This is a genomic window from Bradyrhizobium sp. 195, from assembly GCF_023101665.1.
Classification (GTDB): Bacteria; Pseudomonadota; Alphaproteobacteria; order Rhizobiales; family Xanthobacteraceae; genus Bradyrhizobium.
The window spans coordinates 4484154-4509849 of sequence record NZ_CP082161.1 but is presented as its reverse complement, the minus strand read 5'-3'; the positions used below and the strand labels follow the sequence as shown (position 1 = coordinate 4509849).

General features: G+C 64.9%; 22 protein-coding genes and 1 tRNA gene. 9 read left to right on the top strand and 14 right to left on the bottom strand.

Features of this window, described 5'->3' with window-relative positions:
• Positions 1 to 7 precede the first annotated feature (7 nt).
• From IVB26_RS20815 to dusB, 4 genes are all read right to left on the bottom strand, one after another.
• Complete coding sequence (locus tag IVB26_RS20815; protein WP_247967198.1) at positions 8 to 2404, bottom strand: sensor histidine kinase; 2397 nt, start codon at positions 2402 to 2404, stop codon at positions 8 to 10.
• Between the two features lie 535 nt (positions 2405 to 2939).
• Positions 2940 to 4382 carry a nitrogen regulation protein NR(I) gene (gene ntrC / locus IVB26_RS20810; protein WP_247967197.1) on the bottom strand — a complete coding sequence of 481 codons (1443 nt, stop codon included), beginning with the start codon at positions 4380 to 4382 and terminating at the stop codon, positions 2940 to 2942.
• A gap of 9 nt (positions 4383 to 4391) precedes the next feature.
• Positions 4392 to 5561: a two-component system sensor histidine kinase NtrB gene (locus IVB26_RS20805; protein ID WP_247967196.1), complete on the bottom strand. Its 1170-nt coding sequence runs from the start codon at positions 5559 to 5561 to the stop codon at positions 4392 to 4394.
• Positions 5558 to 6559: a tRNA dihydrouridine synthase DusB gene (dusB, locus tag IVB26_RS20800; protein WP_247973230.1), complete on the bottom strand. Its 1002-nt coding sequence runs from the start codon at positions 6557 to 6559 to the stop codon at positions 5558 to 5560. Before dusB ends, IVB26_RS20805 begins: the two co-directional genes overlap by 4 nt.
• Before the next feature lie 280 nt (positions 6560 to 6839).
• Here dusB and IVB26_RS20795 point away from each other — a divergent pair, with 280 nt between their 5' ends.
• Complete coding sequence (locus tag IVB26_RS20795) at positions 6840 to 8036, top strand: bifunctional 2-C-methyl-D-erythritol 4-phosphate cytidylyltransferase/2-C-methyl-D-erythritol 2,4-cyclodiphosphate synthase (protein ID WP_247967195.1); 1197 nt, start codon at positions 6840 to 6842, stop codon at positions 8034 to 8036.
• Positions 8037 to 8039: 3 nt separating this feature from the next.
• The gene (locus tag IVB26_RS20790) at positions 8040 to 8645 is read left to right on the top strand and encodes a CinA family protein (protein ID WP_247967194.1); all 606 of its coding nucleotides are present in this window, start codon (positions 8040 to 8042) and stop codon (positions 8643 to 8645) included.
• Positions 8646 to 8756: 111 nt separating this feature from the next.
• On the opposite strand, the gene IVB26_RS20785 is transcribed toward IVB26_RS20790, so the two are convergent.
• Positions 8757 to 9533: a mechanosensitive ion channel family protein gene (locus tag IVB26_RS20785; protein WP_247967193.1), complete on the bottom strand. Its 777-nt coding sequence runs from the start codon at positions 9531 to 9533 to the stop codon at positions 8757 to 8759.
• 1055 nt (positions 9534 to 10588) lie between these two features.
• Here IVB26_RS20785 and IVB26_RS20780 point away from each other — a divergent pair.
• From IVB26_RS20780 to IVB26_RS20755, 6 genes are read left to right on the top strand one after another with little or no spacing between them, the layout of a single operon-like run.
• Positions 10589 to 11200 (top strand): c-type cytochrome, encoded by a 612-nt coding sequence (locus IVB26_RS20780; protein WP_458309374.1) that lies wholly within the window; start codon positions 10589 to 10591, stop codon positions 11198 to 11200.
• A gap of 11 nt (positions 11201 to 11211) precedes the next feature.
• The gene (locus IVB26_RS20775; RefSeq protein WP_247973228.1) at positions 11212 to 12450 is read left to right on the top strand and encodes a c-type cytochrome; all 1239 of its coding nucleotides are present in this window, start codon (positions 11212 to 11214) and stop codon (positions 12448 to 12450) included.
• An 8-nt stretch (positions 12451 to 12458) separates the two neighbouring features.
• Complete coding sequence (locus tag IVB26_RS20770) at positions 12459 to 12635, top strand: hypothetical protein (RefSeq protein WP_018641890.1); 177 nt, start codon at positions 12459 to 12461, stop codon at positions 12633 to 12635.
• Positions 12632 to 13195, top strand: coding sequence for a cupredoxin domain-containing protein (locus IVB26_RS20765; protein WP_247967192.1), 564 nt, complete (start codon positions 12632 to 12634; stop codon positions 13193 to 13195). The genes IVB26_RS20770 and IVB26_RS20765 overlap by 4 nt, the downstream gene beginning before the upstream one ends.
• On the top strand, positions 13182 to 14804 hold the full coding sequence (locus IVB26_RS20760; RefSeq protein ID WP_247967191.1) for a b(o/a)3-type cytochrome-c oxidase subunit 1: 1623 nt from the start codon (positions 13182 to 13184) through the stop codon (positions 14802 to 14804). The genes IVB26_RS20765 and IVB26_RS20760 overlap by 14 nt, the downstream gene beginning before the upstream one ends.
• The gene (locus tag IVB26_RS20755) at positions 14804 to 15619 is read left to right on the top strand and encodes a c-type cytochrome (protein WP_247967190.1); all 816 of its coding nucleotides are present in this window, start codon (positions 14804 to 14806) and stop codon (positions 15617 to 15619) included. Before IVB26_RS20760 ends, IVB26_RS20755 begins: the two co-directional genes overlap by 1 nt.
• 127 nt (positions 15620 to 15746) lie before the next feature.
• Here IVB26_RS20755 and IVB26_RS20750 read toward each other — a convergent pair whose 3' ends face one another.
• Both IVB26_RS20750 and lipA read right to left on the bottom strand, forming a co-directional pair.
• On the bottom strand, positions 15747 to 16229 hold the full coding sequence (locus IVB26_RS20750; RefSeq protein ID WP_247967189.1) for a type II toxin-antitoxin system RatA family toxin: 483 nt from the start codon (positions 16227 to 16229) through the stop codon (positions 15747 to 15749).
• Between the two features lie 6 nt (positions 16230 to 16235).
• Positions 16236 to 17192 (bottom strand): lipoyl synthase, encoded by a 957-nt coding sequence (lipA, locus tag IVB26_RS20745; RefSeq protein ID WP_247967188.1) that lies wholly within the window; start codon positions 17190 to 17192, stop codon positions 16236 to 16238.
• Between the two features lie 130 nt (positions 17193 to 17322).
• On the opposite strand from lipA, the gene IVB26_RS20740 reads away from it, so the two are divergent.
• Complete coding sequence (locus tag IVB26_RS20740) at positions 17323 to 17925, top strand: DNA-3-methyladenine glycosylase (protein ID WP_247967187.1); 603 nt, start codon at positions 17323 to 17325, stop codon at positions 17923 to 17925.
• A gap of 110 nt (positions 17926 to 18035) precedes the next feature.
• Here the strand turns inward: IVB26_RS20740 and IVB26_RS20735 are convergent, their stop codons facing one another.
• The 7 genes from IVB26_RS20735 to IVB26_RS20705 all read right to left on the bottom strand — a co-directional run bounded on the left by IVB26_RS20735 (position 18036) and on the right by IVB26_RS20705 (position 25494).
• Positions 18036 to 20912 (bottom strand): valine--tRNA ligase, encoded by a 2877-nt coding sequence (locus IVB26_RS20735; RefSeq protein WP_247967186.1) that lies wholly within the window; start codon positions 20910 to 20912, stop codon positions 18036 to 18038.
• Positions 20913 to 21038: 126 nt separating this feature from the next.
• Complete coding sequence (locus IVB26_RS20730) at positions 21039 to 21806, bottom strand: PopZ family protein (protein WP_247967185.1); 768 nt, start codon at positions 21804 to 21806, stop codon at positions 21039 to 21041.
• Positions 21807 to 22111: 305 nt separating this feature from the next.
• Positions 22112 to 23497, bottom strand: a complete 1386-nt coding sequence (locus IVB26_RS20725) for a TolC family outer membrane protein (RefSeq protein WP_247973227.1) — start codon at positions 23495 to 23497, stop codon at positions 22112 to 22114.
• 203 nt (positions 23498 to 23700) lie between these two features.
• Positions 23701 to 24363 (bottom strand): protein-L-isoaspartate O-methyltransferase family protein, encoded by a 663-nt coding sequence (locus IVB26_RS20720; RefSeq protein ID WP_247967184.1) that lies wholly within the window; start codon positions 24361 to 24363, stop codon positions 23701 to 23703.
• A 166-nt stretch (positions 24364 to 24529) separates the two neighbouring features.
• The gene (locus tag IVB26_RS20715) at positions 24530 to 24703 is read right to left on the bottom strand and encodes a hypothetical protein (RefSeq protein WP_246929754.1); all 174 of its coding nucleotides are present in this window, start codon (positions 24701 to 24703) and stop codon (positions 24530 to 24532) included.
• 213 nt (positions 24704 to 24916) lie between these two features.
• A tRNA-Asn gene (locus tag IVB26_RS20710) sits at positions 24917 to 24991 on the bottom strand.
• A gap of 134 nt (positions 24992 to 25125) precedes the next feature.
• On the bottom strand, positions 25126 to 25494 hold the full coding sequence (locus IVB26_RS20705) for a hypothetical protein (protein ID WP_247967183.1): 369 nt from the start codon (positions 25492 to 25494) through the stop codon (positions 25126 to 25128).
• Between the last annotated feature and the right edge of the window lie 202 nt (positions 25495 to 25696).

The window sequence follows — 25696 nt, the reverse complement described above, 5'->3', positions numbered from 1 at the left end:
TGTCTTGTCAGCTGCCTGTTGAGGCTTCGATTTTCGGTGAATCATTGGTCTTTTCAGCGGGCTCTTTGGTTTCGGCCGCCGGCTCTTTTGTTTCCTGCGCCTGGTCCTTGACAGGAGCGCCGGCCTGCTCGCCGGTTGCTTCCTTGACCGCGGCCGCCGGGGCCTGCTCGGCTCCCTCGGACTTCGCAGGTTGCCCGGAGATCGCAAAGCGCATCCGCATCCAGGCGCCGCGCTGGCCCGCGCGGAAGTCGGAAGCATCCTTCAGCTCGATGCGCCCACCATGGTCTTCCAGCACGCGGCCGACGATTGCAAGGCCAAGCCCAGTGCCTTTGGCGCGCGTGGTAACATACGGTTCGAGCAGACGCGAGCGCGCAACCTTGGGCAGGCCGATGCCGTTGTCGACCACGTCGATCAGCACGTCCTCGCCTTCGCGCGACACCACGACGTCGATGCGGCCTTTTCCGAGTTCCTCCGGCGGGACCTGCTCGATCGCCTCGGTGGCGTTCTTGACGATGTTGGTGACCGCTTGGGAGATCAGCCGCCGGTCGAACTGGGCGCGCAGCGGATCCTGCTTGAACTCGGCCTCGATATCGATCTCGGGATGGGCGACCTTCATCAGGAACACCGCCTGCCGCACGGTGTCGGCGACGTCCTCGCCCTCCATCACCGGCTTAGGCATCCGCGCGAAGCGCGAAAACTCGTCGACCATGCGCCTGATGTCGTCGACCTGGCGCACGATGGTATCGGTGCACTGGTCGAAGATCTGCTTGTCCTTGGCCTCGGTGATGTCCTTGCCGAATTTGCGGCGAATGCGCTCGGCGGAAAGCTGGATCGGCGTCAGCGGGTTCTTGATCTCGTGGGCGATGCGGCGCGCCACATCGCCCCAGGCCGAGGTGCGCTGCGCCGAGACCAGCTCGGTGATGTCGTCGAGCGTGATGATGTAGCTGTCGTGCGGCTGGTTCTTCTCAGCGCTGACGCGGACTGACAGATTGCGTTCCTGCCCGTCGCGCGTGATCGTGATCTGGCCCTGCACCAGGCGCTGGGTCCCTTCCCGCGTGGTCTTCATCATCTCGTCGAGCTCGGGCAGCACGTCGGAGAGCGGATGGCCGAGCGTCTCGGATTCGGCGTGCCCGATCAGCTTCTCGGCGGAGCGGTTCAAAATGCCGACGCTGCCGGAGGCATCGACGCCGATGATGCCGGCGCTTGCCGAGGACAGCACGGCCTCGATGAAGCGGCGGCGGCTGTCGATGAGGTCACTGGCGTTGACGAGCTCGTCGCGCTGGCTGCGCAATTCCTGCGTCATCTTGTTGAAGGTCTCGCCGAGCTGGGCGAGATCGCCTTCCGACTGGTGCACCGGCACCTGGACATGGAGATCGCCGGTCGAGACCGTGTGGGCCGCATTCATCAGCCGCCGGATCGGCGAGACCAGCGAGTTGGCGAAATTGAGACCGATCAGCACCGAGGCCATCAGGATGGTCAGCGCGATCACCGCGAACATCAGCGCGAAGGCGACCTGGATGCCGAGGCGGCGCGACTCGATCTGGGCGTATTCGGCGACGCTGACCTCGGTCTGCTTGAGCTGATTGACGACGTTGGGATCAAGCGGGCGGGCGACATAGAGGAAGGTGTCGTTGAAGGCGCGAAGGCGGATCACCGCGGCAACGTAGCTCGCGTCCGGCAGCACCGCGATCTCGGGTTCGTTCTCGTTGACGTTGCTGAGGAAGTCGGGCGCCGGCGGCGAATAAGCGAGCCGCATGCCGGTCTCGGCGGATTCCAGGATGTTGGTGTTCTTGTCGATGATCATCGCGCCCGGCAGATTGCGCGAGCCGGCGCTGGCGGTGAGCATCTCGCGGAACGAGCGACGATCCTGGTCGTAGAGCGGCCGGGCGTGCGCGATGTCGTTGGCCATGCCGAGAATGTCGCCACGGATCAGCTGCGCATGGTCCTGCATGTAGGCCCGCGCGATCGTCAGCGAGTTCTGGATCACCTCCTTGGTCGGGCCGGAGAACAACCGGTCGAGGCCGCGCTCGATGGTGACATTGGCGACGACCGCGACCAGCACCGCGGGCAGCACCGCCACGATCGAGAACAGGCTGACGATCTGGACATGGAGGCGCGCCGCCGCCCTGCCCCGCCGCCGCGCCAGGATCAGCTGCCAGAGCTCGCGGACGATGATGCCGACCAGCAGCAGGATCGTGGCCGCATTGATCAGGTAGAACGAGCGGACGACTTCGGGCGTCGGCTCGATCTTGGTGAGGCCGGTCAGGACCAGGAAGGTCAGGAACGCCGAGCCCAGCGCCATGGCCACGGCAATGGGCGCCAGCCAGCGCCGCACCGACCAACGCCGGGGCTCTTCCGCTGGGGCCGTGTCAAAGTGTGCGGCCGAGGTGTCTGCGCTGGTCATTCCGGCAATGGTGGTGCTGAAAACGGGTCCGCGACGGGGCGGATACTGATGTATTCGTACCACATTGTTGCCGAATTGCGACAATTCCGCGGCGCCCGCGATGAGACGGAACGGCGCATCCACAGGCAATGCCAAATCAGCGGGAACGGAATCCGGCTATACGGGCTTGACCCCGCATGGAGAGGATCTTTCTCGCGATAATGGCTTCGGCTGTACTGCTGCTGATCGTGGCCTCCGACCTGCTGGTCAATGGCCCGGGTCTGCAGGAACGAGCTGACTTGGCCATGCTCCCAACATCAACTCGCCTGGTCAGATGAGGCGCGGCAGTGCGCCCCTGCGGCCAAATGACGAAATCGTCCCCTTTCAGCGGAACATTTAGCTCCGTGTCGGACTTCTGCTCACCGCGTCAGCCACAACGGCCAGCGCGATCCGGACAGGCTCAGCTCCGCTTTGGTAGGGGGAGCTGAGCCACCTCCGCGCAAACGCTCTTAAGCGCTTGTCGCGCCGCGTAAACGCGTTCAGCGTTTGTCGCGAGCTAGCCCCCGCTACGATAGACCTGGATATCGAGGTCCCGGATCTTCTTGCGCAGCGTGTTGCGGTTGAGGCCGAGCAGGTCGGCGGCCCGGATCTGGTTGCCGCGGGTGGCGGCGAGCGCGGCCGTGAGCAGCGGCACCTCGATCTCCTTGAGGATGCGGTGATAGAGGCCGGGCGGCGGCACGCCGTTCGGAAAGCCCTGGAAGTGCGAGGACAGATACGCCTCCACGGCGCCGCCGAGATTGTCGACACCCTGCTGCACTGCCGCACCCGGGCTGACCGTCGGCGGGGCGAGCTCGCCGTCGATGACGGAGCCCGTGATCACGTCCTGCGGATAGAGTGCCGCCAAACGCCGGGCGAGGTTTTCCAGCTCGCGCACGTTGCCGGGCCAGCGGTGCTGCTTCATCCGCTCCAGCGCCAGCGCATCGAGCTTCTTCGGCGGCAGCCCGTCCTTCTCGGCCAGCGCGAAGAAGTGACGCACCAGATCCGGCAGATCCTCGATGCGCTCGCGCAAGGGAGGCAGCCGCAGCGGCACGACGTTGAGGCGGAAGAACAGGTCTTCCCGGAACAGGCCCTGCTGGATCAGGACCCGCAGGTCCTTGTTGGAGGCCGCAACGATGCGCACGTCGGTCTTGATCGGCGTGCGGCCGCCGACGGTGGTGTATTCGCCCTGCTGCAGCACGCGCAACAGACGGGTCTGGGCCTCCATCGGCATGTCGCCGATCTCATCGAGGAAAAGCGTGCCGCCCTCGGCCTGCTCGAACCGGCCGGAGGCGCGGGTGTTGGCGCCGGTGAAGGCGCCGCGCTCATGGCCGAACAGCTCGGATTCGATGAGGTCGCGCGGGATCGCCGCCATGTTGACCGCGACGAACGGGCCGTTGCGGCGCTTGCCGTAATCGTGCAGCGCGCGCGCCACCAGCTCCTTGCCGGTGCCGGACTCGCCCGTGATCATCACGGTGAGATCGGTCTGCATCAGGCGCGCGAGCACGCGGTAGATTTCCTGCATCGCCGGCGAACGGCCGACCAGCGGGATCGCCTCCATCTCGGCGTCCTCGTCCGGCGTCGAGACGCGCTCCTTCGGCTCGGCGAGCGCGCGGCCGACGATGGCGATCAGCTCCTTGAGGTCGAAGGGCTTTGGCAGATATTCGTAGGCCCCGCGCTCGGAGGCACGGATCGCCGTCATGAAGGTGTTCTGCGCGCTCATGACGATGACGGGCAGATTAGGCCGCATCTTCTTGATCCGCGGCAGCAGGTCGAAGGCGTTTTCATCCGGCATCACCACGTCGGTGATGACGAGATCGCCTTCCCCCTGGCTGACCCAGCGCCACAGCGTTGCGGCATTGCCGGTGAGCCTGACCTCATAGCCGGCCCGGGACAGTGCCTGATTGAGAACGGTGCGGATGGCGGTATCGTCATCAGCTACGAGAATGCTACCTGCGGGCATCGTTAATCCTCATTTCGCCCCCTGTGACACAGGCGACGACTTCCCGGCAGAGTCGGCGCGACTGCTTTGATCGGCATGTTTCACCGATGTGGAATACATCGGCATCAGCACGCGGAAGGTGGTTTTGCGCGGCTGAGATTCGCATTCGATGATGCCCCCGTGATCGCCGACGATCTTGGCGACCAGCGCAAGGCCCAGCCCCGAGCCGGTCTGCTTGGTGGTCACGAAGGGGTCGAACAGATTGGGCAGAAGATCGTCCGGCACGCCTGGTCCGTTGTCCTTCACGCAGAATTCAAGCGGCAAGGATACCCGGGATTTTTGACCGGGGACTGACAGGCGCACGCCGGGGCGGAACGCGGTGGTGAGCTGGATCTCGGCGTCGGGCACGTCGATCAGGGCCTCCGCGGCGTTCTTCACGAGGTTGAGGAACACCTGGATCAACTGGTCCTGGTTCGCCAGCACCGGCGGCAGCGAGGGATCGTAATCCTCGATGAAGCGGATGTTGCGCGCAAAGCCGGACTGCGCCAGCCGCTTCACATGGTCGAGCACGGAGTGGATGTTGACGGGGCCACGCACCACGGGGCGCTCGTCGCCGAACACCTCCATGCGGTCGACCAGCGTCACGATGCGGTCGGCCTCGTCGCAAATCAAACGCGTCAGCATGCGGTCCTCGGACGAGGCCTGCTGCTCCAGAAGCTGCGCCGCGCCGCGGATGCCCGAGAGCGGGTTCTTGATCTCGTGCGCCAGCATCGCGGCCAGCGCGATCACCGAACGCGCCGCGCTGCGATGGGTGAGCTGGCGGTCCATCTTGTCGGCGATGGTGCGCTCCTGCAGCATCACCACGATATGGCCGGGCCGCTCGGTGAGCGGGGCGACGTGAAGATCGACCTGGCGATCGCCGCCCATGCGCGGCGTGCCGAGATCGACCTTGTATTCGTTGACCGGCGAGTTCGACGAGCGCACCTGGTCGATCAGCGCCAGCAACGGGCTGCCGAACGGCACCAGCTCTTTCAACGACTGCCGCTTCAGGAACTGGGTCGAGATCTCGAAGAAGGCTTCGGTCGCGATATTGGCGGCGACGATCTTGCCGTCCGGCCCGATCATGAGCACGGGATTGGGCAAGGCATCCAGTATCGCGTCGCTGTCCGACGGCCGGCGATGTTCAGCGGCTGAGCTCATGCAGCAGCGCTCCATGCGAAGTCGTCGAAGGCATCCTGCAGGGACTGGTGGACGAGGCGCGGATCCTCCGAGGTGAGGATCTTCTGGCGCCAGGATTTCAGCTTTTCGGCCGGCGCACGGCTCGCCTGCGCCGCGACATCGAGCGCCCAGCCGAGATGCTTGCGGGCGTGCCTGAGGCCGATGCGGAGACCATAGAGCGTGCAGACGCCCTCATAGAGCGTGCGGACATAATGCAGCTGGGTTTCGAGCGAGGGCGTTGGTTCCTCGATCCCTCCGTTCAGGCGGCGGCCGATCTGGCCGGGCAGCCAGGGCTGGCCCTGCGCGCCGCGGCCGATCATCACGGCATCGGCGCCGGAGGCCTCGAGGGCGGCGAGCGCCTTCTCGTAGGAGGTGATGTCGCCGTTGACGACGAGCGGAATGGCGATGGCCTCGCGCACGGCGCGGATCGCATCCCAATCGGCCTCGCCCTTGTAGAACTGGTTGCGGGTGCGGCCATGCACCGTGACGAGCTTGATTCCGGCGGCTTCCGCGCGCTGCGCCAGCTCCGGCGCGTTGCGCGTGCGATCGTCCCAGCCGAGCCGCATCTTCAGCGTCACCGGCACCTTTACCGCCGCGATGGTCGCATCGATCAGGCTGACGGCATGGTCGAGGTCGCGCATCAAGGCCGAACCGGACTGGCCGCCGGTGACGTGGCGGGCCGGGCAGCCCATGTTGATGTCGATGATATCGGCGCCTTCGGCCTCGGCGATCCGGGCGCCCTCGGCCATCCAATGCGTCTCGCAGCCGGCGAGCTGGACCACGTGCGGACCGATCCCGGTGGCTTCGCAACGCAACCGGGACATCCGGTGGCCGTTGGCGAGCTCATCACTGGCGGTCATTTCGGACACGACCAAACCGGCCCCAAGCTCGGCGGCCAACTTGCGGACGGGCGAGTCCGTCACCCCCGACATCGGCGCCAGGAAGACCGGGGTGGCGACATCAATATCGCCTATTTTCAACGGCTTAGAGCCGGATACTGCCGAACCGGTCACAGGGGTCTCGTCGACTGGGCAGCGCCTCATCGCGCGTGCCATGACCTATCTTGCGCACAATTCTTGTGCAGTCAAGCGTCATGCCTACAGTTTAGACAATTCTGCAAATCTTTCAAGTGCACTGCAGCAAAATGCTGTTTCCAACAATCCGGGGAAACCCCCTTTTTTTGCGGGCCTGTCGTGCTAGAGGCATGCGGCAATCACCCCACTCCCCGACTGTTCATCACCAATTGAGTACTTGAGTCCTATGGCGAAATCACAGCGCACCGCGGTCGTCCTCGTCGCAGCCGGGCGCGGGCTGCGGGCAGGCGCCGGCGGGCCGAAGCAATATCGCGAGATCGGCGGCGTGCCCGTGATCTACCGCGCCATGGAAGCCTTCAGCCGCCACGCGGACGTTCTTGCGGTGCAGCCGGTGGTGAACCCCGATGACGGCGCCATGTTCACGGCCGCGGTTTCAGGGCTCAGCCACGAGCCGCCGACCAATGGCGGTGCCACCCGTCAAGCCTCGGTGCTCGCCGGTCTCGAAGCCCTCGCCAAGCACAAGCCCGACATCGTCCTGATCCACGATGCCGCGCGTCCCTTCGTCTCGGACGGCGTGATCTCGCGCGCGATCGAGGCGGCCAGCCGCACTGGCGCTGCGATTCCTGTCGTTGCCGTCACCGACACCATCAAGGTCACCGGCGCGGGCGGCGATGTCGAGGACACGCCAGACCGGTCGCGCTTGCGAATCGCGCAGACGCCGCAATCCTTTCGTTTCGACGTCATCCTCGAGGCGCATCGTCGCGCGGCGAAGGACGGTCGCAGCGATTTCACCGACGATGCCGCGATTGCCGAATGGGCGGGATTGACGGTTGCAACCTTTGAAGGCGATGTTGCCAACATGAAGCTCACCACTCCCGAGGATTTCGTGCGCGAGGAAGCGCGCCTGGCTGCCCAGCTCGGCGATATCAGGACCGGCACCGGCTACGACGTGCACGCCTTCGGCGAAGGCGACCATCTCATGCTCTGCGGCGTCCGCGTCCCGCACACCAGGGGGTTTCTGGCCCATTCCGATGGCGATGTCGGCCTGCATGCGCTGGTCGACGCCATCCTCGGCGCGCTCGCCGACGGCGACATCGGCTCGCACTTTCCGCCGAGCGATGCGAAGTGGAAGGGCGCCTCCTCCGACCAGTTCCTGAAATACGCCATCGAGCGCGTCACGGCGCGCGGCGGCCGCATCGCCAATCTCGAGGTCACCATGATCTGCGAGCGGCCGAAGATCGGCCCCTTGCGCGACACCATGCGCGCACGCATCGCCGAGATTTCCGGCGTCGACATCTCCCGCGTCGCGGTGAAGGCGACCACCAGCGAGCGGCTCGGCTTCACCGGCCGCGAGGAAGGCATCGCGGCCACCGCGAGCGCCACCATCCGCCTGCCGTTTAACGAAAAGACTTGGAGCGTCTAGGTCATGGGCGGCAGCGACGCACGCGCCCTCTCCCGCTCGCTGCTCGATCTGTGCCGGATGCGCAAGCTGACGATCGCGACCGCTGAATCCTGCACCGGTGGCCTCGTCGCCGGCGCGCTGACCGATATCCCCGGCTCGTCCGACGTGATCGATCGCGGCTTCGTCACCTATTCCAACGACGCCAAGCGCGCGATGTTGGGTGTCGAGGCGGGCACGCTCACCAATTTCGGCGCGGTCAGCAAGGAAACCGCGACCGCGATGGCGATCGGCGCGCTGGAGCGTGCCGGCGTCGATCTCGCTGTCGCCATCACCGGCATTGCCGGTCCTGGCGGTGCAACGCCCGGCAAGCCGGTCGGTCTCGTGCACTTCGCAGCAGCCGCGCGCGATGGCCGGATCATTCACCGCGAGCATCGTTTCGGCGCGATCGGCCGCTCCGCCGTGCGCCAGCGCTCCGTCGTCGAGGCGTTGCGCATGCTGATGGATCTCGCCCGCGGCCCGCAAGCCCAGACCAAGCCGCGCGCCGCCGCAACCCGGCTGCGCCCGCGCGTGACCCGCTCGCCGCGCCGGCACGCGGTGAAGCGCAGGCCGCCGCGCTCGCCGCGGGGCTAAACCGAAAGCCGTTGTTCGTAGGGCGGATTAGCGAAAGCGTAATCCGCCACGTCTGTCGCCGCGGAGAGAGACTTGGCGGATTACGCCTTCGGCTACTCCGCCCTACGCGGCTCATGCGGCCGCCAATAACGCGCTGGCATGATCCAGCACACGCTGCTTGACCGCATCGGCATCGGACGGCTTCACCTTCGCACTCACGGTCAACTCCACCAGAGGCGCTGCTGGATCGGCTGCGAGCACCTTGGACACGTTGACCGACGGCGCGGTCCGCTCGTCGACGCTGGGATCCTCGCGCAATTGCTTCAGTATCTGGGCCGCCAGCGCATTGACCGATCCGGCCCTGACCGGAAACGCGACCTTGATCTCGCCCGAGCCGGGATAGGCGCTGTGGTTGATGATGGCCGCGCCCCACACCTGCCCGTTCGGCAAGAGGATCTGCGTGTTGTCGGGCGCGACCAGCTCGGTCATGAACAAGGACAGTGACCTCACCTTCCCCGCCTTGCCGGCCACCTCGACGTCATCACCGATATGAAAGGGCCGGAACAGCAGCAGCATCACGCCGGCGGCGAGATTGGAGAGCGTGCCTTGAAGCGCCAGGCCAATGGCGAGGGATGTCGCGCCCAGCACGGCGACAAGGCTCGCGGTCTGGATGCCGAAGAGCTGGAGCACGGCAATGCCGACCACCGCGAGCACACCGTAGCGCGCCAGGCTGCCCACGAACAGCGTGACGAGGGGGTCGACGCGGTGCGTGACGCTCAGCAGGCGGGTGACGAAACGCTGCATGGCGCCGGACAGATACCAGCCGATCGCAAGCAGCAGGATCGCGTAGATCGCATTCAGACCATACAGGACGAGCGAGGCTTTCAGCGTGTCGAAATTGATGGTCATGGCGGCTCCAACCCGGACAATCCGGAGAGAACTCGCAGCGGTGCGAAATGATCCCGGCAGCGGCCGAGGGAACATGGCACGCAACACTGCGTAGGGTGGATTAGCGAAGCGTAATCCACCGCTTCTGTCTCCACATCGGCAGACGCGGTGGATTGCGCCTTCGGCTAATCCACCCTACGCACCTACAAGCCCTTGCGTTGCCCGACGGGCAAAACATCCAACTGGCTGGTCAATCCGCGCAAGCGAAAATATTCGCCTTTACAGAATTTCTGATTTGTCGCAGTGTCGGGCCAACTCACCCCAGTCAGAGGGGCGTATCGCGATCGTCACGAAACGCGGGGTGAGCCGTGGTGGACGCTGGCAGCGCCGGCGCGAGAGGCATCGCAGGGCGGGCAACCGTGAGCGATAGGCCTTCGCGCACACGACCGGTGCAATCAGCGTACGGCAAAACCGTGTCGTCCTGACGCCCGGGGTCTGTGCGTCAAGTCTTGCGGTGATGTGGCGGCCCGACCGGGTACGCGCATCAGTCATCCGCAAGGCGACGGGGGCAATAGTGCATCGCTCCCCGGGGAGAGCTCGGTATAAGCCGTCAAACCACTGCGCAGGGAAGGCCGGTTGTTTGGCTTCACCTGTATGCCGCTGTGCAGCCTCTTGTAGCGCAACCTTCGCACAGTGGACCGCGGGTGCCCAGCCGGCATCCGGTCTTCCCTGCACCCTCTGACAAAGAGGGTGATGAGATGAAGCAAAGCTCGGGCGAGATGAGCCGCGAGACCGCAAACCTATGTTTGCTTTTCAAAAAACACGCAAATTTTGTCGAAATGGATCGTCGTTGCATTGCAAACCGCGACCAAACGTCGTTGATCCCTTCGGCGCTTGCGCGCAGCTATATTGGCGCAATAATGCCGCTCTACATTGTGGCCAGGAATCAACCCGGTCCTGCTTTCTGGAGGGCGACGAAAGTGTTCGCTCGCTACCCTGCTCTGGCCTTCGCCATTGCCACCTTGGCCGTCTTTGATGGCGCGGCTGCACAAACGGCCAACCAGCCGCCGGATACGATGGCGGCGCGGGTAGAGGCATGCACGCCCTGTCACGGCAACAAGGGCGAAGGCACCAGCGACGTCTATTTCCCGCGCCTCGCCGGAAAGCCCGCCGGCTATCTCTACAATCAGCTCCTCGCCTTCCGCAGCGGCCGGCGCAAATACCCGCCCATGAATTATCTGCTGGAATTTCTGCCGGATCCGTATCTGGAGGCGATGGCGGCTTATTTTGCCAGCGAGCACCCTCCGCTACCGCAGCCTGCCCCGAGCGAGGTCAGCAAGGAAGTCCTCGCTCAGGGCGAGCTGCTTGCGACCAGCGGCGACGCCGATCGAAACATACCGGCCTGCGTCAGCTGTCATGGTCCCGGCCTCACGGGCATGCAGCCCGGCATTCCCGGTCTGCTCGGTCTCCGCGCCGCCTACGTCAGCGCCCAGCTCGGCGCCTGGCGCTACGGCAACCGCACGGCGAAATCGCCCGACTGCATGCAGCTCGTCGCCGGGCATCTGACCGAGGCCGATGTTACCGCCGTTGCCGCGTGGCTGGCGACGCGGCCCGCGCCCGCGAACCCTGCTCCCGTGCCGAAAGGCACCTACGCGCTGCCATTCGGCTGCGGCAGCCAGCCCAACTGACGAGGCGGATGATGGGCTCGAAACTGTCGATCACGCTTCTCGCCCTCGCTGCGCTGACGACGGCGACACAGGCGCAGGACAAAAACAGCGACGTCGTCGCGCGTGGCGAATATCTCGCCCGCGCCGGCGATTGCACCGCCTGCCACACCGCGGCGGAAGGCCATTTGTTCGCCGGCGGCCGCGCCATGCCGACGCCGTTCGGCACCCTCTACACCTCCAACATCACGCCCGATCCTGCGACAGGGATCGGCAAGTGGAGCGCGGACGACTTCTACAAGACGATGCACAGCGGCCGTTTTCCGGACGGCGGACTGATCTATCCGGCGATGCCGTTTGCGTCCTACACCAAGGTCACCCGCGCCGACAGCGACGCGATCTTCGCGTACTTGCGCTCGATCCCGCCGGTCGTCCAGAAGAACAAGCCGCACGAACTGCGCTTCCCCTATGACAACCGCCAGCTCATCCTCGGCTGGCGCACGCTGTACTTCCGTGAGGGCGAGTTCAAGCCCGATCCGGCCAAATCGGCCGAATGGAATCGCGGCGCCTATCTGGTCGAGGGCCTCGGTCATTGCAGCATGTGCCATTCGCCGATCAACGCGCTCGGCGGCACCTCGCAATCGGACGCTTTCAAGGGCGGCCTGATCCCGATGCAGAACTGGTACGCGCCCTCGCTGACCTCCAACCGTGAGGCCGGGCTCGGCGACTGGAGCATCAAGGACATCACCGACCTGCTCCAGACCGGCGTCTCCATGCGCGGTGTGGTCTACGGCCCGATGGCCGAGGTCGTGCACAACAGCCTGCAATATCTCAGCGACGAGGACACCAGGGCGATGGCGGTGTACCTCAAGGGCATCGCGGAAGGCTCGTCGCCGCCGCCCACGGCCACGGCCCTCCCGACCACCGAGAGCAGCCTGCTGATCAGCCTTGGCAAGACCGTCTACGACAAGAGTTGCGCGAGCTGTCATGGCACGCAGGGCGAAGGCAAGCCGCCGCATTGGCCGCCGCTCGCCAACAACCAGTCGATCGAGATGCAATCGGCGGTCAATCCGATCCGCATGGTGCTCAATGGCGGCTATCCGCCGGGCACCAAGGGCAATCCGATGCCCTACGGCATGCCGCCTTTCGCAGGCCTCCTCTCCGACAACGAGGTCGCCGCCGTCGTCTCCTACATTCGCACCGCCTGGGGCAATCGCGGCACGCCGGTCTCGGCGCGCGAGGCCAACGAACTTCGCTCCGCACCGCTGAATTGAGAGGAGCCATGATCAATTCCGATCCGCCGACCAGCCCCGCCGCCGCCGACCAGGCCGTCGAGGAGGTCGTTGCGCAAGGGCCCTCCGGCGCGATCGTGCTCGCCGGCATCGCCACGGCCTGCGTGGTCGCGATGTGGCTCGCCTTTTACCTGTTCGTGTTCCTGCCCCGCGGGCCGCTACAATGAGCGCCGAGGACACCCATGGCAGCGCCGAGGTCGCGGCCCGCGTCGAGCGGCGTTGGGCCACCATTGCCGTGATCATCATCGTGATGATGGCGCTGCTGGCGGCCTTTGCCGGCATCCATCGCGCGACCATGCCGCAGCCACGCGTCGAGATCACCGATCCCTCGCGCCTGCATCTGTCCGGCGAATTCGTCGAAAGCAATCTCGGCAGCGTGCTGGAGGCCAATGGCAATGTGACCGTGCGCGCGATCGGCCAGCAATATTCCTTTACGCCGGCCTGCATCGTGGTGCCCGTGGACACGCCGATCACGCTGCGCGCCACCAGCGCCGACGTCGTGCATGGCATTCTGATCCAGGGCACCAACGTCAACACCATGCTGGTGCCCGGCTACATTTCCGAGCAGCTCATGCGCTTTACGCGGACCGGCGACTACCTGATGCCCTGCCAGGAGTTCTGCAGTTTTGGCCATGAGGGCATGTGGGGCAAGGTCAAGGTGATCGACAAGGCCGGCTTCGCGGATCGTGCGAAGGCTGGCGGGAGGCTGAGCTGTGTTGGTCAATAGGAAGCTCATCCTCGCCCATTTCTGGCTGGCCTTCGCCGTATTCGGCATCGCGCTCACGCTCGGCGCCTGGCAGATGTTCATCCGCAGCCCGATCGGCACCTGGCTGTCCAATCCCGAGCTCTATTACCGCTCGCTGACCGCGCACGGCACGGTGATGGGCTACGTCTTCCCGACCCTGGTGGCGATGGGATTCGGCTACGCCATCAGCGAGTCGGCGCTGGGGCAGCGCCTGGTCGGCGTGCGCTGGGCCTGGGCGGGCTTCTGGCTGATCGTCGCCGGCAGCATCATGGCGGTGATCCCGATCGCGCTGGGCCGCGCCTCGGTGCTCTACACCTTCTATCCGCCGCTCATCGGCAACGTCTTCTACTATCTCGGCGTCGTGCTGGTCGTGGTCGGCTCGTGGTTCTGGGTCGCGCTGATGTCGATCAATCTGCGGATCTGGCGAAAGGCCCATCCCGGCGCACCAGTGCCGCTGGCGATGTTCGCCAATGTCGCGGGTTCTTATTTGTGGGCCTGGACTGCGGTGGGCGCCGCGCTCGAGTTGCTGTTGCAGATCATCCCGGTCGCGGCGGGGCTGAAGAACACCATCGACGCCGGACTCGCCCGCATCTTCTTCTCCTGGACGCTGCACGCCATCGTCTATTTCTGGCTGATGCCGACCTACATCGCCTATTACACCATCGTTCCGCGCGCGATCGGCGGCCGGGTCTATTCCGACAGCATGGCGCGGATCTCTTTCATCCTGTTCCTGGTGGTGGCGATGCCGATCGGCATGCATCACACCTTCGCCGATCCGCAGGTCGGCGCCGGCTTCAAGTTCATCCACTCGGCCTTCACGGCGCTGGTGGCGTTGCCGACGCTGCTGACCGTGTTCACGATCTGCGCGTCGGTCGAGATCGCGGCGCGGCTGCGTGGCGGGCGCGGCATGTTCGGCTGGATCGGCGCCCTGCCCTGGGACAATCCGATGATGCTGGCGCTGGCGTTCTCCTTCGTCATGCTCGGCTTCGGCGGTGCCGGCGGCCTCATCAACATGAGCTATCAGCTCGATGCGTCGATCCACAACACGCAATGGATTACCGGCCATTTCCACCTGATCTTCGGCGGCGCCATCGTGATCATGTACTTTGCGATCGCCTATGATCTGTGGCCGCATCTGACCGGGCGCGAGCTGATCGATATCCGCCTGATGCGCAGCCAGCTCTGGCTGTGGTTCGTCGGCATGATCGTCACCACGTTCCCCTGGCACTGGGTCGGCATCTTGGGCATGCCGCGCCGCATGGCCTATTTCGACTTCGGCGATCCCGCCATCGCGCCGCAGGCGCTCTCGGTCACGTTCTCGGCGATCGGCGGCTTCATCCTGCTGGCGTCGGGCATCATGTTCATCGTCATCCTGGCGCGCGGTATGCGCGCACCTCAGGCCGACGCCGGGCCCTACCGCTTTGCGCTCGCCGTGCACGAACCGAGGACGGTGCCCGTCGCGCTCAATACGCATGCATTGTGGGTGGCGCTGATGATCGCCCTCACCCTCACCAATTACGGCTATCCGATCCTGACGCTCGCGCTGACCGAGGGCACGTCGGTGCCGGCCGTCTATGTGGGAGCGCAGTGATGAGCGCGCGCGACCTCTTCACCTTCAGCAATCCGCATTTCACGCGAGGCGTCGGCATCACCGCCGCGATCCTGATCGTGACGGCGATTGCCGGCTTCATCGTGCTGCCCTTCGCGCAGCCCTGGGTGCAATTCGCCAACGTCTGGGACGCGATCTGTAGCGCCGCCGGCGTGCCGCAGCGTGCGGCCAGCGTCACGGCGCCCGAGCAGACCAAGCGGCTGTCCGGGGTCGTGCTCACCTCGAATACGCTGTCACGCCCGAGCCAGGAGGCGATCGGCCGCGGCGCGACGCTGGCGCAGCGTTGCGCCATCTGCCACGGCCCGACCGGCATCAGCCGCGCGGATTCGCCCAATCTCGCCGGTCAGTATGCGGCTGTGATCTACAAGGAGCTGCACGATTTCCGCTCGGGTGCGCGTACCAATGCCGTGATGTCGCCGTTTGCGGTCAACCTGACCGACCAGGAGATGGCGGATCTCTCGAACTATTACGCCTATCTGCCGCGGCTTCCGGCCTACCACCCGACACCGCAACTGCCGAAACCCAACATCGTCATCTACGGCGCGCCGATGCGCGGGATCGCGCCCTGCGGCGCCTGCCATGGCAGCCTCGACAACAAGACCGGGAGCCCGTGGCTGGAGGGGCAATCCGAGGCCTACATGAAGGCGCAGCTCCAGGCGTTTGCCACAGGCGAGCGTCGCAACGACATCAGCCAGCAAATGCGCAACATCGCGCGCGCAATGACGCTCCAGGAGATCGAGCAGGCCGCGGCGTATTACGCCTCGCAGCCGCCGGATGTGGTGAAGGCGGTGGATTGAAGGGTGACGCACCGCCCCCTCCACCGTCATTGCGAGCAAAGCGAAGCAATCCAGAATGCCTCCGCGGAAGCAGTCTGGATTGCTTCGTCGCAAGAGCTCCTCGCAATGACGGTGGAGGGAGTATGCCTTACGTCGACGCCAGCTTCGGCCGCCCGTAGATCGCATCCGCCCGCTTTTCGAACGCGATGGAGAATCGCGCGAAGGCGGCATCGAACATCGAGCCCATCAGCAACGCCAGCATGCGGCTCCTGAACTCGTAGGACAGGAAGAAACCGACGTCGCAGACGCCCTCACCCTGCTCTTGGCCTTTGGGCTCGAACGTCCAGCGGTTTTCGAGATTACTGAACGGACCTTGCAGATATTCGACCAGGATTTTCAGATTTGCGCGATCCAGCGTCACCCGGCTGGTGAAGGACTCCTTGACCAGCTTGAACGACACCGTCATGTCGGCGACCAGCACCTCGGTGCCGTCGGGCTTGGCCATCCGCTGGCGCACCTTCAGCGCGCTGCACAGCGGCACGAACTCCGGATAGCGCTCGATGTCGGCGACCAGATCGAACATCTCGGAGGCGCTGTGATTGACACGGCGCTTGCTCGAAAATTTGGGCATGGCGGTTCAGCGGGCAGTCGCGGCCCGCGCGGCCTTCAGTCTCGCGAAATCCTCGCCGGCATGATGCGACGAGCGGGTGAGCGGGCTCGCCGACACCATCAGGAAGCCCTTGGTGTAGGCGACCTTTTCGTAAGAGGCGAACTCGTCCGGCGGCACATAGCGCATCACGGCGTGGTGCTTGCGGGTCGGCTGGAGATACTGGCCGATGGTCAGGAAATCGACCTCCGCCGAGCGCAGATCGTCCATCACCTGCTGCACCTCGTGGCGCTCCTCACCGAGGCCCACCATGATGCCGGACTTGGTGAAGATGGTGGGATCGAGTTCCTTGACTCGCTGCAACAGCCGGATCGAATGGAAGTAGCGCGCGCCGGGCCGCACCGTGAGATAGCGCGACGGCACGGTCTCGAGATTATGGTTGAAGACGTCGGGCTTCGCGGCAACGACCACTTCGAGCGCGCCTTCCTTGCGCAGGAAGTCGGGCGTCAGGATCTCGATCGTGGTCGAAGGACACGCAGCGCGGATGGCGCGGATCGTCTCCGCGAAATGCTGGGCGCCGCCGTCCGTGAGGTCGTCGCGGTCGACCGAGGTGATGACGACATGGGCAAGGCCGAGCTTTGCGGTCGCCTCGGCGACGTTCTGCGGCTCGGCTGCGTCCAGCGCATTCGGCAGGCCGGTCTTGACGTTGCAGAAGGCGCAGGCGCGGGTGCAGGTGTCACCCATGATCATGAAGGTGGCGTGCTTCTTGTCCCAGCACTCACCGATATTCGGGCACCCCGCCTCCTCGCACACGGTGTGCAGGCCGTTGGCGCGCACGATGTTGCGGGTGTCGGCATAGCCGCGGGTATTGGGGGCGCGCACGCGGATCCAGTCCGGCTTCGGCGGGGAAGCGGAGTCAGGCCGGTTCACCTTTTCGGGGTGGCGTGGGCGCAGCGGGTTCGAGATGGTATCGACAATAACGACCATGGGGTGTCCGGTCTGTTCAGGTCCTACCTAGTCGGTCTCGCCAGGCATCGCAACCCGGCTCGCACCGCTTCAGGGAACATGGCAGATATGGGCAATATCCTGCTCTGTTCTCAAGCGATTCTCACCTCGAATGGCTCCAATCCCGAAGACTTCGCCACCGCGGCTCGGCAAAGCCCTGAAGCGCAGCTTTTTCGATCGCAACGTCCGCGAGGTCGCTCCCGACCTGATAGGCGCCACCATGCTGGTGGACGGCGTCGGCGGGATCATTGTGGAGGTCGAGGCCTATCATCATACCGAGCCGGCGGCGCACTCCTACAACGGCCCGACGCCGCGGAACCAGATCATGTTCGGCCCGCCCGGCTTTGCCTATGTCTACCGCTCCTACGGCATCCATTGGTGCGTCAATTTCGTCTGCGAGGAGGAAGGCTCGGCCAGCGCCGTGCTGATCCGCGCGCTGGAGCCGACCCATGGGATCGCCGCCATGCGCCGCCGCCGTCATCTCCAGGATTTGCAGGCGCTGTGCTCGGGCCCTGGCAAGCTGACCGAAGCGCTCGGCATCACCATTGCGCACAACGCCCTGCCGCTGGACCGGTCGCCGATCGCGCTGCATGCGCGGACAGAGGACGTCGAGGTCGCGACCGGCATCCGGATCGGCATCACCAAGGCGGTCGAGCTGCCCTGGCGCTACGGCGTCAGAGGCTCGAAGTTTCTCAGCAAGCCGTTCCCGAAGTAGTTGTCGTTCCGGGGCAGCTCGGAGAGCCGAACTGCGGTGCGCAATTGCGCACCGGAGAACCTCGAGATTCCGGATTCGATGCTGCGCATCGCTCCGGAATGACAACCAGATCACGAAGCCTGCTTCAGCCGCTCCATGGCTTCAAGCAGCTTGGCCTTGCGGGCCAGCGCGGCCTCGCGCTTTTCGCGCTCCTCCTCGACAACCTCTTCGGCCGCATTGGCGACGAATTTCTCGTTCGCCAGCTTGGACTCGGCGCGCTTGATGTCGGCGTCGGCCTTGCCGATCTCCTTGTCGAGACGCGTGCGCTCGGCGGCGACGTCGATCACGCCCTTGAGCGGCAGCGCGGCGACCTCGCCGCGCACCAGCAGTTGGACCGCACCGTCGGGCGCACGGTCGGCGAAGGAGATGTCCGACAGCCGGGCCATGCGCTTGATGACGTCGGTCCAGCGCGGCGCGCGCTCCCTCGTTTCAGTCGAGGCGCCCGCAAGCACCAGCGCCGTCAGCGTCGCCGGCGGGATGTTCATCTCGGCGCGCACCGAACGGATCTGCGTGACGAGGTCGATCACCCAGCCGATCTCGGCTTCCGCCTTGGGATCCGTGAAGTCGGCATGGTCGAAGATCGGCAGCACCCAGGCCGGCGAGACGAGCGGATCGGTCGCCCCCGTCGTCGCAGCCAGCATCGCAAGCTGCTCCGGCGTCGGCGCGGCAGTCTTCAGCGGCCACGACGCCAGTGCGAGCAGGCCGTCGCGCTTCGCCGTGACCTCCCACAGCTCTTCGGTGATGAAGGGCATGAAGGGGTGCAGCAGCTTCAGGATCTCATCGCGCGCCCAGGCGACCATGGCGCGGGTCTCGTCCTTGGCGGGACTGTCCGGACCAAGCAGCACGGGTTTTGCGAGCTCGACATACCAGTCGCAATAGACGTTCCAGACGAAACGATAGATCGCGCCTGCCGCGTCGTTGAAGCGATAGGCTTCGATCGCCTCGGTCACCTCACGCGTGGTGTGCGCGCTCTCATGCGCGATCCAGCGGTTCAGCGTCTCCTTCGCCTTCGCCGGCTCGAAGCCTTCGGGCACGGCGCAGTGGTTCATTTCCGCAAAGCGGGACGCATTCCAGAGCTTGGTCGCGAAATTGCGATAGCCCTCGACGCGACTGGTGGCGAGCTTGATGTCGCGCCCCTGCGCCGCCATTGCGGCCAGCGTGAAGCGCAGCGCATCCGCGCCGTATTCGTCGATCAGGTTGAGCGGATCGATGACGTTGCCCTTCGACTTCGACATCTTGGCGCCCTTCTCGTCACGGACGAGGGCGTGAATGTAGATGGTCGAGAACGGCACCTCCTTCATGAAGTGCAGGCCCATCATCATCATGCGGGCGACCCAGAAGAAGATGATGTCGAAGCCGGTCACCAGCGCGTTGGTCGGGTAGTAGCGCTGCACCTCGGGGGCGTCTTCCGGCCAGCCGAGCGTCGAGAACGGCCACAGCGCCGAGGAGAACCATGTGTCGAGCACGTCCTCGTCGCGCGTGATGAAGCCTTCGCGCTTGTTGCGGTCGAGCGCCATCTCGCGGCCCTGCTCGGCCGTGATGACTTCCTGCTCGACATAATAGCCGAGCGCGTGGCTGACGGCCTCCTCCTCGGTCTCGGCGACGAACACCTTGCCGTCAGGTCCGTACCAGGCCGGGATCTGATGACCCCACCAGAGTTGGCGCGAGATGCACCAGGGCTGGATGTTCTCCATCCATTCGAAATAGGTCTTTTCCCAGTTCTTCGGCACGAACGACGTTTCGCCCGAGCGCACCGCCGCGATCGCCGGTTTCGCGAGCGTCTTGGCGTCGACGTACCACTGGTCGGTCAGATACGGCTCGATCACCGTGCCGGAGCGATCGCCGTGCGGCACCATGTTGGTGTGCGGCTCGATCCGCTCGACGAAGCCGAACGAGTCCAGCCGCTCGACGATGCGCTTACGCGCCGCGAAGCGGTCGACCTTGTGAAACTCCTCGGCGAATTGCGCGGCGCCTTCCGGCAGGTCGTGCAGGTAATCCTCGTTGTCGACGAGATCGAGACAACCTTCCCTGTCGATCACGCTGATGCGGCGCAGGCCGTGGCGATTGCCGACCTCGAAATCGTTGAAGTCGTGCGCCGGCGTCACCTTGACCGCGCCCGAGCCCTTTTCCGGATCGGAATAATCGTCGGCAACAATCTGGATCTTGCGGCCCACCAGCGGCAGGATCACGTTCTTGCCGACCAGCTTCAGATAGCGCTCATCCTCGGGATGCACGGCAACGCCGGTATCGCCGAGCATGGTCTCGGGGCGCGTGGTGGCGACGACGATGAAGCTCGAGGGATCCTCGGGATTGAACGTCTTGCCCTCGATCGGATAGCGCAGGTACCACAGGTGACCCTTCACCTCGGTCTGCTGCACCTCGAGATCGGAGATCGCGGTGAGCAGCTTGGTGTCCCAGTTCACCAGCCGCTTGTCCTTGTAGATCAAGCCGTCGCGATGCAGTTCGACGAACACCTTGATGACGGCCTTGGACAGACCCTCGTCCATGGTGAAGCGTTCGCGCGACCAGTCGCAGGAGGCGCCGAGCCGCTTGAGCTGGTTGATGATGGTGTCGCCGCTCTCGGCCTTCCACTGCCAGACCCGCTCCAGGAATTTCTCGCGGCCCATCTCGCGGCGGCCGGGCTGCTGGCGCTCCATCAGCTGACGCTCGACCACCATCTGGGTCGCGATGCCGGCATGGTCGGTGCCGGGCTGCCACAGCACGTCGCGGCCGCGCATGCGCTCGAACCGGCACAGGATGTCCTGCAGCGTGTTGTTGAGGGCATGGCCCATGTGCAGCGAGCCCGTCACGTTCGGCGGCGGGATCACGATGGTAAAGGGCACGGCGTCGCGACGGTCGGGGCGACCGGCCTTGAAGGCAAGGCTGTCCTCCCACACCACGGACATGCGGGCTTCGATATCGGCGGGCTGGTAATTTTTCTCGATCATGGGGCTGCTAGAAAGCCGCGTGTGCGGGTCAAGTCAACGGGAAGCTCAGCGGCAAAGGGCATTCGGCCCGATCCGCAGGCCGAATATGCCCTGGGAGCAGGGCTATATCGGGGCCGAACGCCCGTCTCAGCGGCCGCCGCGCGAGACTCGCTCGATTTCGGCCTTCACGATGCGTTCAACCAGGCCCGGAAGGTTGTCATCGAGCCAGGATTTCAGCATCGGACGCAGCATCTCCTTGACCAGATCCTCCAGCGTCCGCGCATTGCTGCTTAGCACCGTATGGGCCAGGGAGTTGAAGGCGGATTCGACCGCCGAGACCGTCGACTGCGCGAGGATCGGCTGCTGCGGCGGCAGCGGCGGGGCTTCGAAGTCCACCGGCGCGTAGGACGGTGGCGGCGTTGGACGCGGCGGAGGCGATTCGGCGAATTCGAGATCGTCGCGCGGCTCAACCTTGCGGAAGCTCGGTGGCGGCGGAGGCGGCGTCGGATCCATCGCCATCTCGTCGGTCAATTCGAGCACGTCGGGTTCGGGCTCAGGCTCAGGCTCGGGCGCGCGGACCTCGGGCGCAGGCGTGGCCGCATCGAGCCCCGCCAGCAGCGCGTCGATGTCGTCCTGGCTGTTTGGCGATGCTTCCGCCGCGGGTGGCGGCGCCGGTGCCGGCTTTGCGGCCGGGGCTGGAGCGGGCTTCTCGGCGGCCGGCTTGGCCGGTGCGACCTTGGATGGCGGAATGTCGTTCATCGCCTGCGGCTTTGGCGGCGCGGCCGGTGCCGCGGCTTTCTCGGGCTTGGCGGTCTCAGCCGGCGGCGGCTTGGCCTCATCGTCGGCAATAATGCGCCGGATCGAGGCCAGAATCTCCTCCATCGAGGGTTCTGTGACCTTTGCAGGCTGCGTCATCTCCGACTCCACATCATCAACGCCCTCGCATGCGCTGTTTTACACCAAGCACGACAGGATTGGCCGGTTCCGCAACGAGCGGCCCGACATTTTCGTCGCGGCAGCCCGACTTGTCCCCAGATCACGGCTCAACGTGCAGCGGTGCGTCCCTGCCCCCGGCACTCAAGCTTTACGCATACGGCATCAACGCGGGGCGAATCGACCCGCATTGTCTTGGCAAGGCTATGTCAGGGATTTTGATGATTGCAAGCAAAGCGCCGATCGGCCTCGGCTGTTCGCGAGGCCGATCGGATGACGACGGGGAATCAGCGTCCGTCAGGCGTGCGCACGCCGGCCCAGCTGTCGCGGACCTGATGGTAGTGAACGCTGGGATCATAAACCGTGGTCCCAAGGCCGAGGACCTGCGGCGCCAGACGGCCGACGGCAGCAAGGACGTTATAGGATGCAACGACCCGGTCGTGCTGCGCGGTCACCAGTGCAACGCGCGCATTGACCAGCGCCTGCTGCGCGTTGAGCACGTCGAGGGTGGTACGCTGACCGGCCTTGGCTTCTTCGCGCACGCCGTTCAGCGCGATCTCGGATGCCGTCACCTGCGCCTGCGCGGACTGCACCTGCGCCTTGCCGGCCTGCAACGAACCCCACCACTGCACCACGGTCGCACGGGTCTGGTCGCGCGTCGTTTCGAGGTTGAGACGCTGCTGCGCCAGGTTTTCCTTGGACTGGCGGATCAGCGAATATTCGCTACCGCCCTGATAAATCGGCACCGACACCTGCGCGATCGCGGATGCGTTGAACGAACGGTACTGAATCAAGGACTGTTCGTAGGACTGGGTGACAGCCGCCTGCAGGGAGACGGTCGGCAGCAGAGCGCCCTCGGCGACCTTGACCTGCAAGAAATTGACGTCGATGCCGAACATTGCAGCCGTGACGTTGGGATGTTCGACGAGGCCGAGCTCGACTGCGGCGGCAAGCGTCGCGGGCAGGAAGCGATCGACAGGCGAGCCAGGTGCAAGGTTCGTCGGCTCGTTGCCGATGATGCGGCGGAAGTTCGCGCGCGTCGTGGTGAGGTTTGCTTCCGCGGTAAGGGCCTGCGTCCTGCCGGCCGCCAGCTGTGCTTCCGATTGCGCAACGTCGGTGCGCGTCACTTCGCCGACATTGAAGCGGTCACGGGTCTGCTTCAGCGTCTGCTCGAGCACCCGCACGTTGCTGCGCTGAACTTCGAGCGTGGCCGAGTCGCGCAGATAATCCATGTAGGTCGTGGCGGCCTGGAGCAGCACGCTTTGATCGAGGCTGCGCAGCGCTTCGCGGGAGCCGGAAACCTGACTCTCCGCGGCGCGCGTCCGGTTGGCAGTCTGGTTGCCGTTGTAGAGTGTCTGGGAAGCAGTCAGGCTTGCGCTTCGGGGATAGCCTTTACCGTTGACCGGATCGCTGGTGGAGGCACTCTTGAAGTCCGAGTACTGGTAACCACCGCTCGCAGTCAGCGAGACCTTCGGGCGATAGCCCGACAAGGCCTGCGGCACGTTTTCGTCAGTCGAGCGCACCTGGGCGCGCTGTGCGTTGAGCTGCGGATTGTTCTGATAGGCGCGCACCAGTGCGGACTCGATCGTATCCGCCAAGGCAGGCGCCGGCCCGGCTAGCGACAGCAGCAGGACCGAAACCGCAGCTCCGGTGAAGAGCTTCACCCCATGCATCCCAAAAATTCCGTTCATTCTAACGCCCGGCTCGTGCCCGCGAGCTGGGTACCGTCTACGAGTGGAGTCGCTGCCCCGCTGCAACATAGGACGCGGTCAAGCGCGACGGAACCACCCCAGAGTAGTTCTCGGTGGAAACTCTTCACGTGCAGCATCCCGGCCACACTTCTGATTCAGAACGGGATTTTATGAGCTTTGAGCTGTCAGAAGACGAAGGCGGCAGTCCGCGCCAGGCCGGGAAGGACCGGAGCGGCGGCGTCAAACAGGGTCCGATGACCGAATTCACCATGGGTATGTGTCACGATCATGGCCCGGGGCGGCCTGGATTCGGCCGAAACCCCCACTAGACGCCCGCCCTCCTTCAGCTGCCCGAGCAGCGCCTCCGGCGTCACCTCGGCGGCGCCATTGAGGATAATCACGTCATAGGGAGCAGCGGAAGGATCGCCTTCGGTGCAGGCTGCGGCCTTGCAGGTCACATTGGCAAGCCCCAGGGCAGCGACGGCATCCTTGGCCTTCGCGGCCAGGGCCGAATCGCATTCCGTTGCGGTGACCTGGCGCGCCAGCTTGGCTGTCAGCGCCGCGAGGTATCCCGTGGCGCAGCCGACCACCAGCACGTTGTCACCCTCCCCGATTTCGGCGGCCTGAAGCAGCTTGCCGGTCAGCTGCGGCTTGATCAGGAAGCGCTTGTCTGCGCCCTCGCTCACGTCGAGGTCGAGATCGAGATAGGCCAGCGCCTGCCGGCCTGCCGGCACAAAGGCCTCGCGCGGAACCGTAAGCATGGCATCGAGAACACGACGGTCGGTGACGTCACTGGTGCGCACCTGGCCATCGACCATTTTGAGGCGCGCGGTCGAAAAACCGGACATTTGCGGACCCTGCAATGCGGCGATGCCGCGAACCAAAGTTGGCGGCATCTTTGGAACATGGCCGGCCAAAACGCAACGGCCGTTAGCCCTGTGGGGCCAAGGCTTTTGTGCCAAGGCTTTTGGGGCTAAGGCGTCCGCATCTTACCGCGTCAGGGGGTGGAACGGATTATTCGATCGCCACGGCGAGGCGGCCGATCAGAGCCGCGACCTCGTCCAGCCGCGCTGACTCGGGTGTCTCGACCGCACGCGCCAGACAGGCGAGACATTCGTCGTCGCTGAGCTCGGGAATGTCGGCCGGCAGAATCGAGGGGGCCATGTGGTCGACCTGGATGTCTGGCATGGGAATCAGCTCCGTAAAAATCCGGCAGTCGCGAAGCTCGATTTCAATTGAGTCGATTTGGGGCCGCCCGCATGGCGCGACGGGGCCCATGCACACATCTGCTTGAAGGCGATTCCAGCCAGGGACCCCGAACACGCTGATCAGAATTCAATGCAACAAGGTCGTGCGCCGCCTGAGGGCGCGATCACAAGTCATTGAATTTGCGGTAGAATTTGGCTCCCCGGGCTGGATTCGAACCAGCGACCATCCGATTAACAGTCGGATGCTCTACCGCTGAGCTACCGAGGAAAAGGCGAACCAGTCGTTCGCGCGCGGCTGCGTATAACAAAGCCGCTTGCGCTTGCAAAGACGAATTCGTCATCATCCGCAACGTGCCTGAGGAAGGGCCGAGCGGCCCCTCCTCCGGCCATACGGGCCAATCGTTATTCCGCGAGGAACGAGGTGGTCTTGGTGCCGGGGTCGTAGCGCAGCCGAAGCGCGGTCATCTTGCAGAGATTGACGTTCTTCCAGAGCACCGCCTGGTCGTAGCTCTGCCAGTCGACGCGGATATTCCAGACGCAGCCCTCGTCGTCCTCGTCGAACTCGACATAGGTGCTGGCCTGGTTCTGAAGCACCTTGTCGAGCTCATTGTCCCACTCGTCCAGACCATCATCCGGCGCGTTGAAGCCCAGGAATTTGATGGCATAGCCGGTCTCGTTGACGATGGTAACGTTGCGGGCGTCGGCTGCGAACGACGGCATGGCGGCGATCGAAAGACCGATCGCGATCAATCCAGACAGAAAATACTTCATGTGAAAATCCTCCGATCGAAACAGGCCTCAGCGCCTGGCGTCGATCGGCGCAGGCGCCGCGGCAACAAAAGGCGTTGCCTCGAGACACGTCCGGAGCGCGATCGAAAGGTTCAGGACACGATCGATCTGCACTCCGGGACGTTGCGCGACGCGAGACGCGCCGAGCCTGTTTATCGATTCGAATTCTCCGCAGCAATGAACG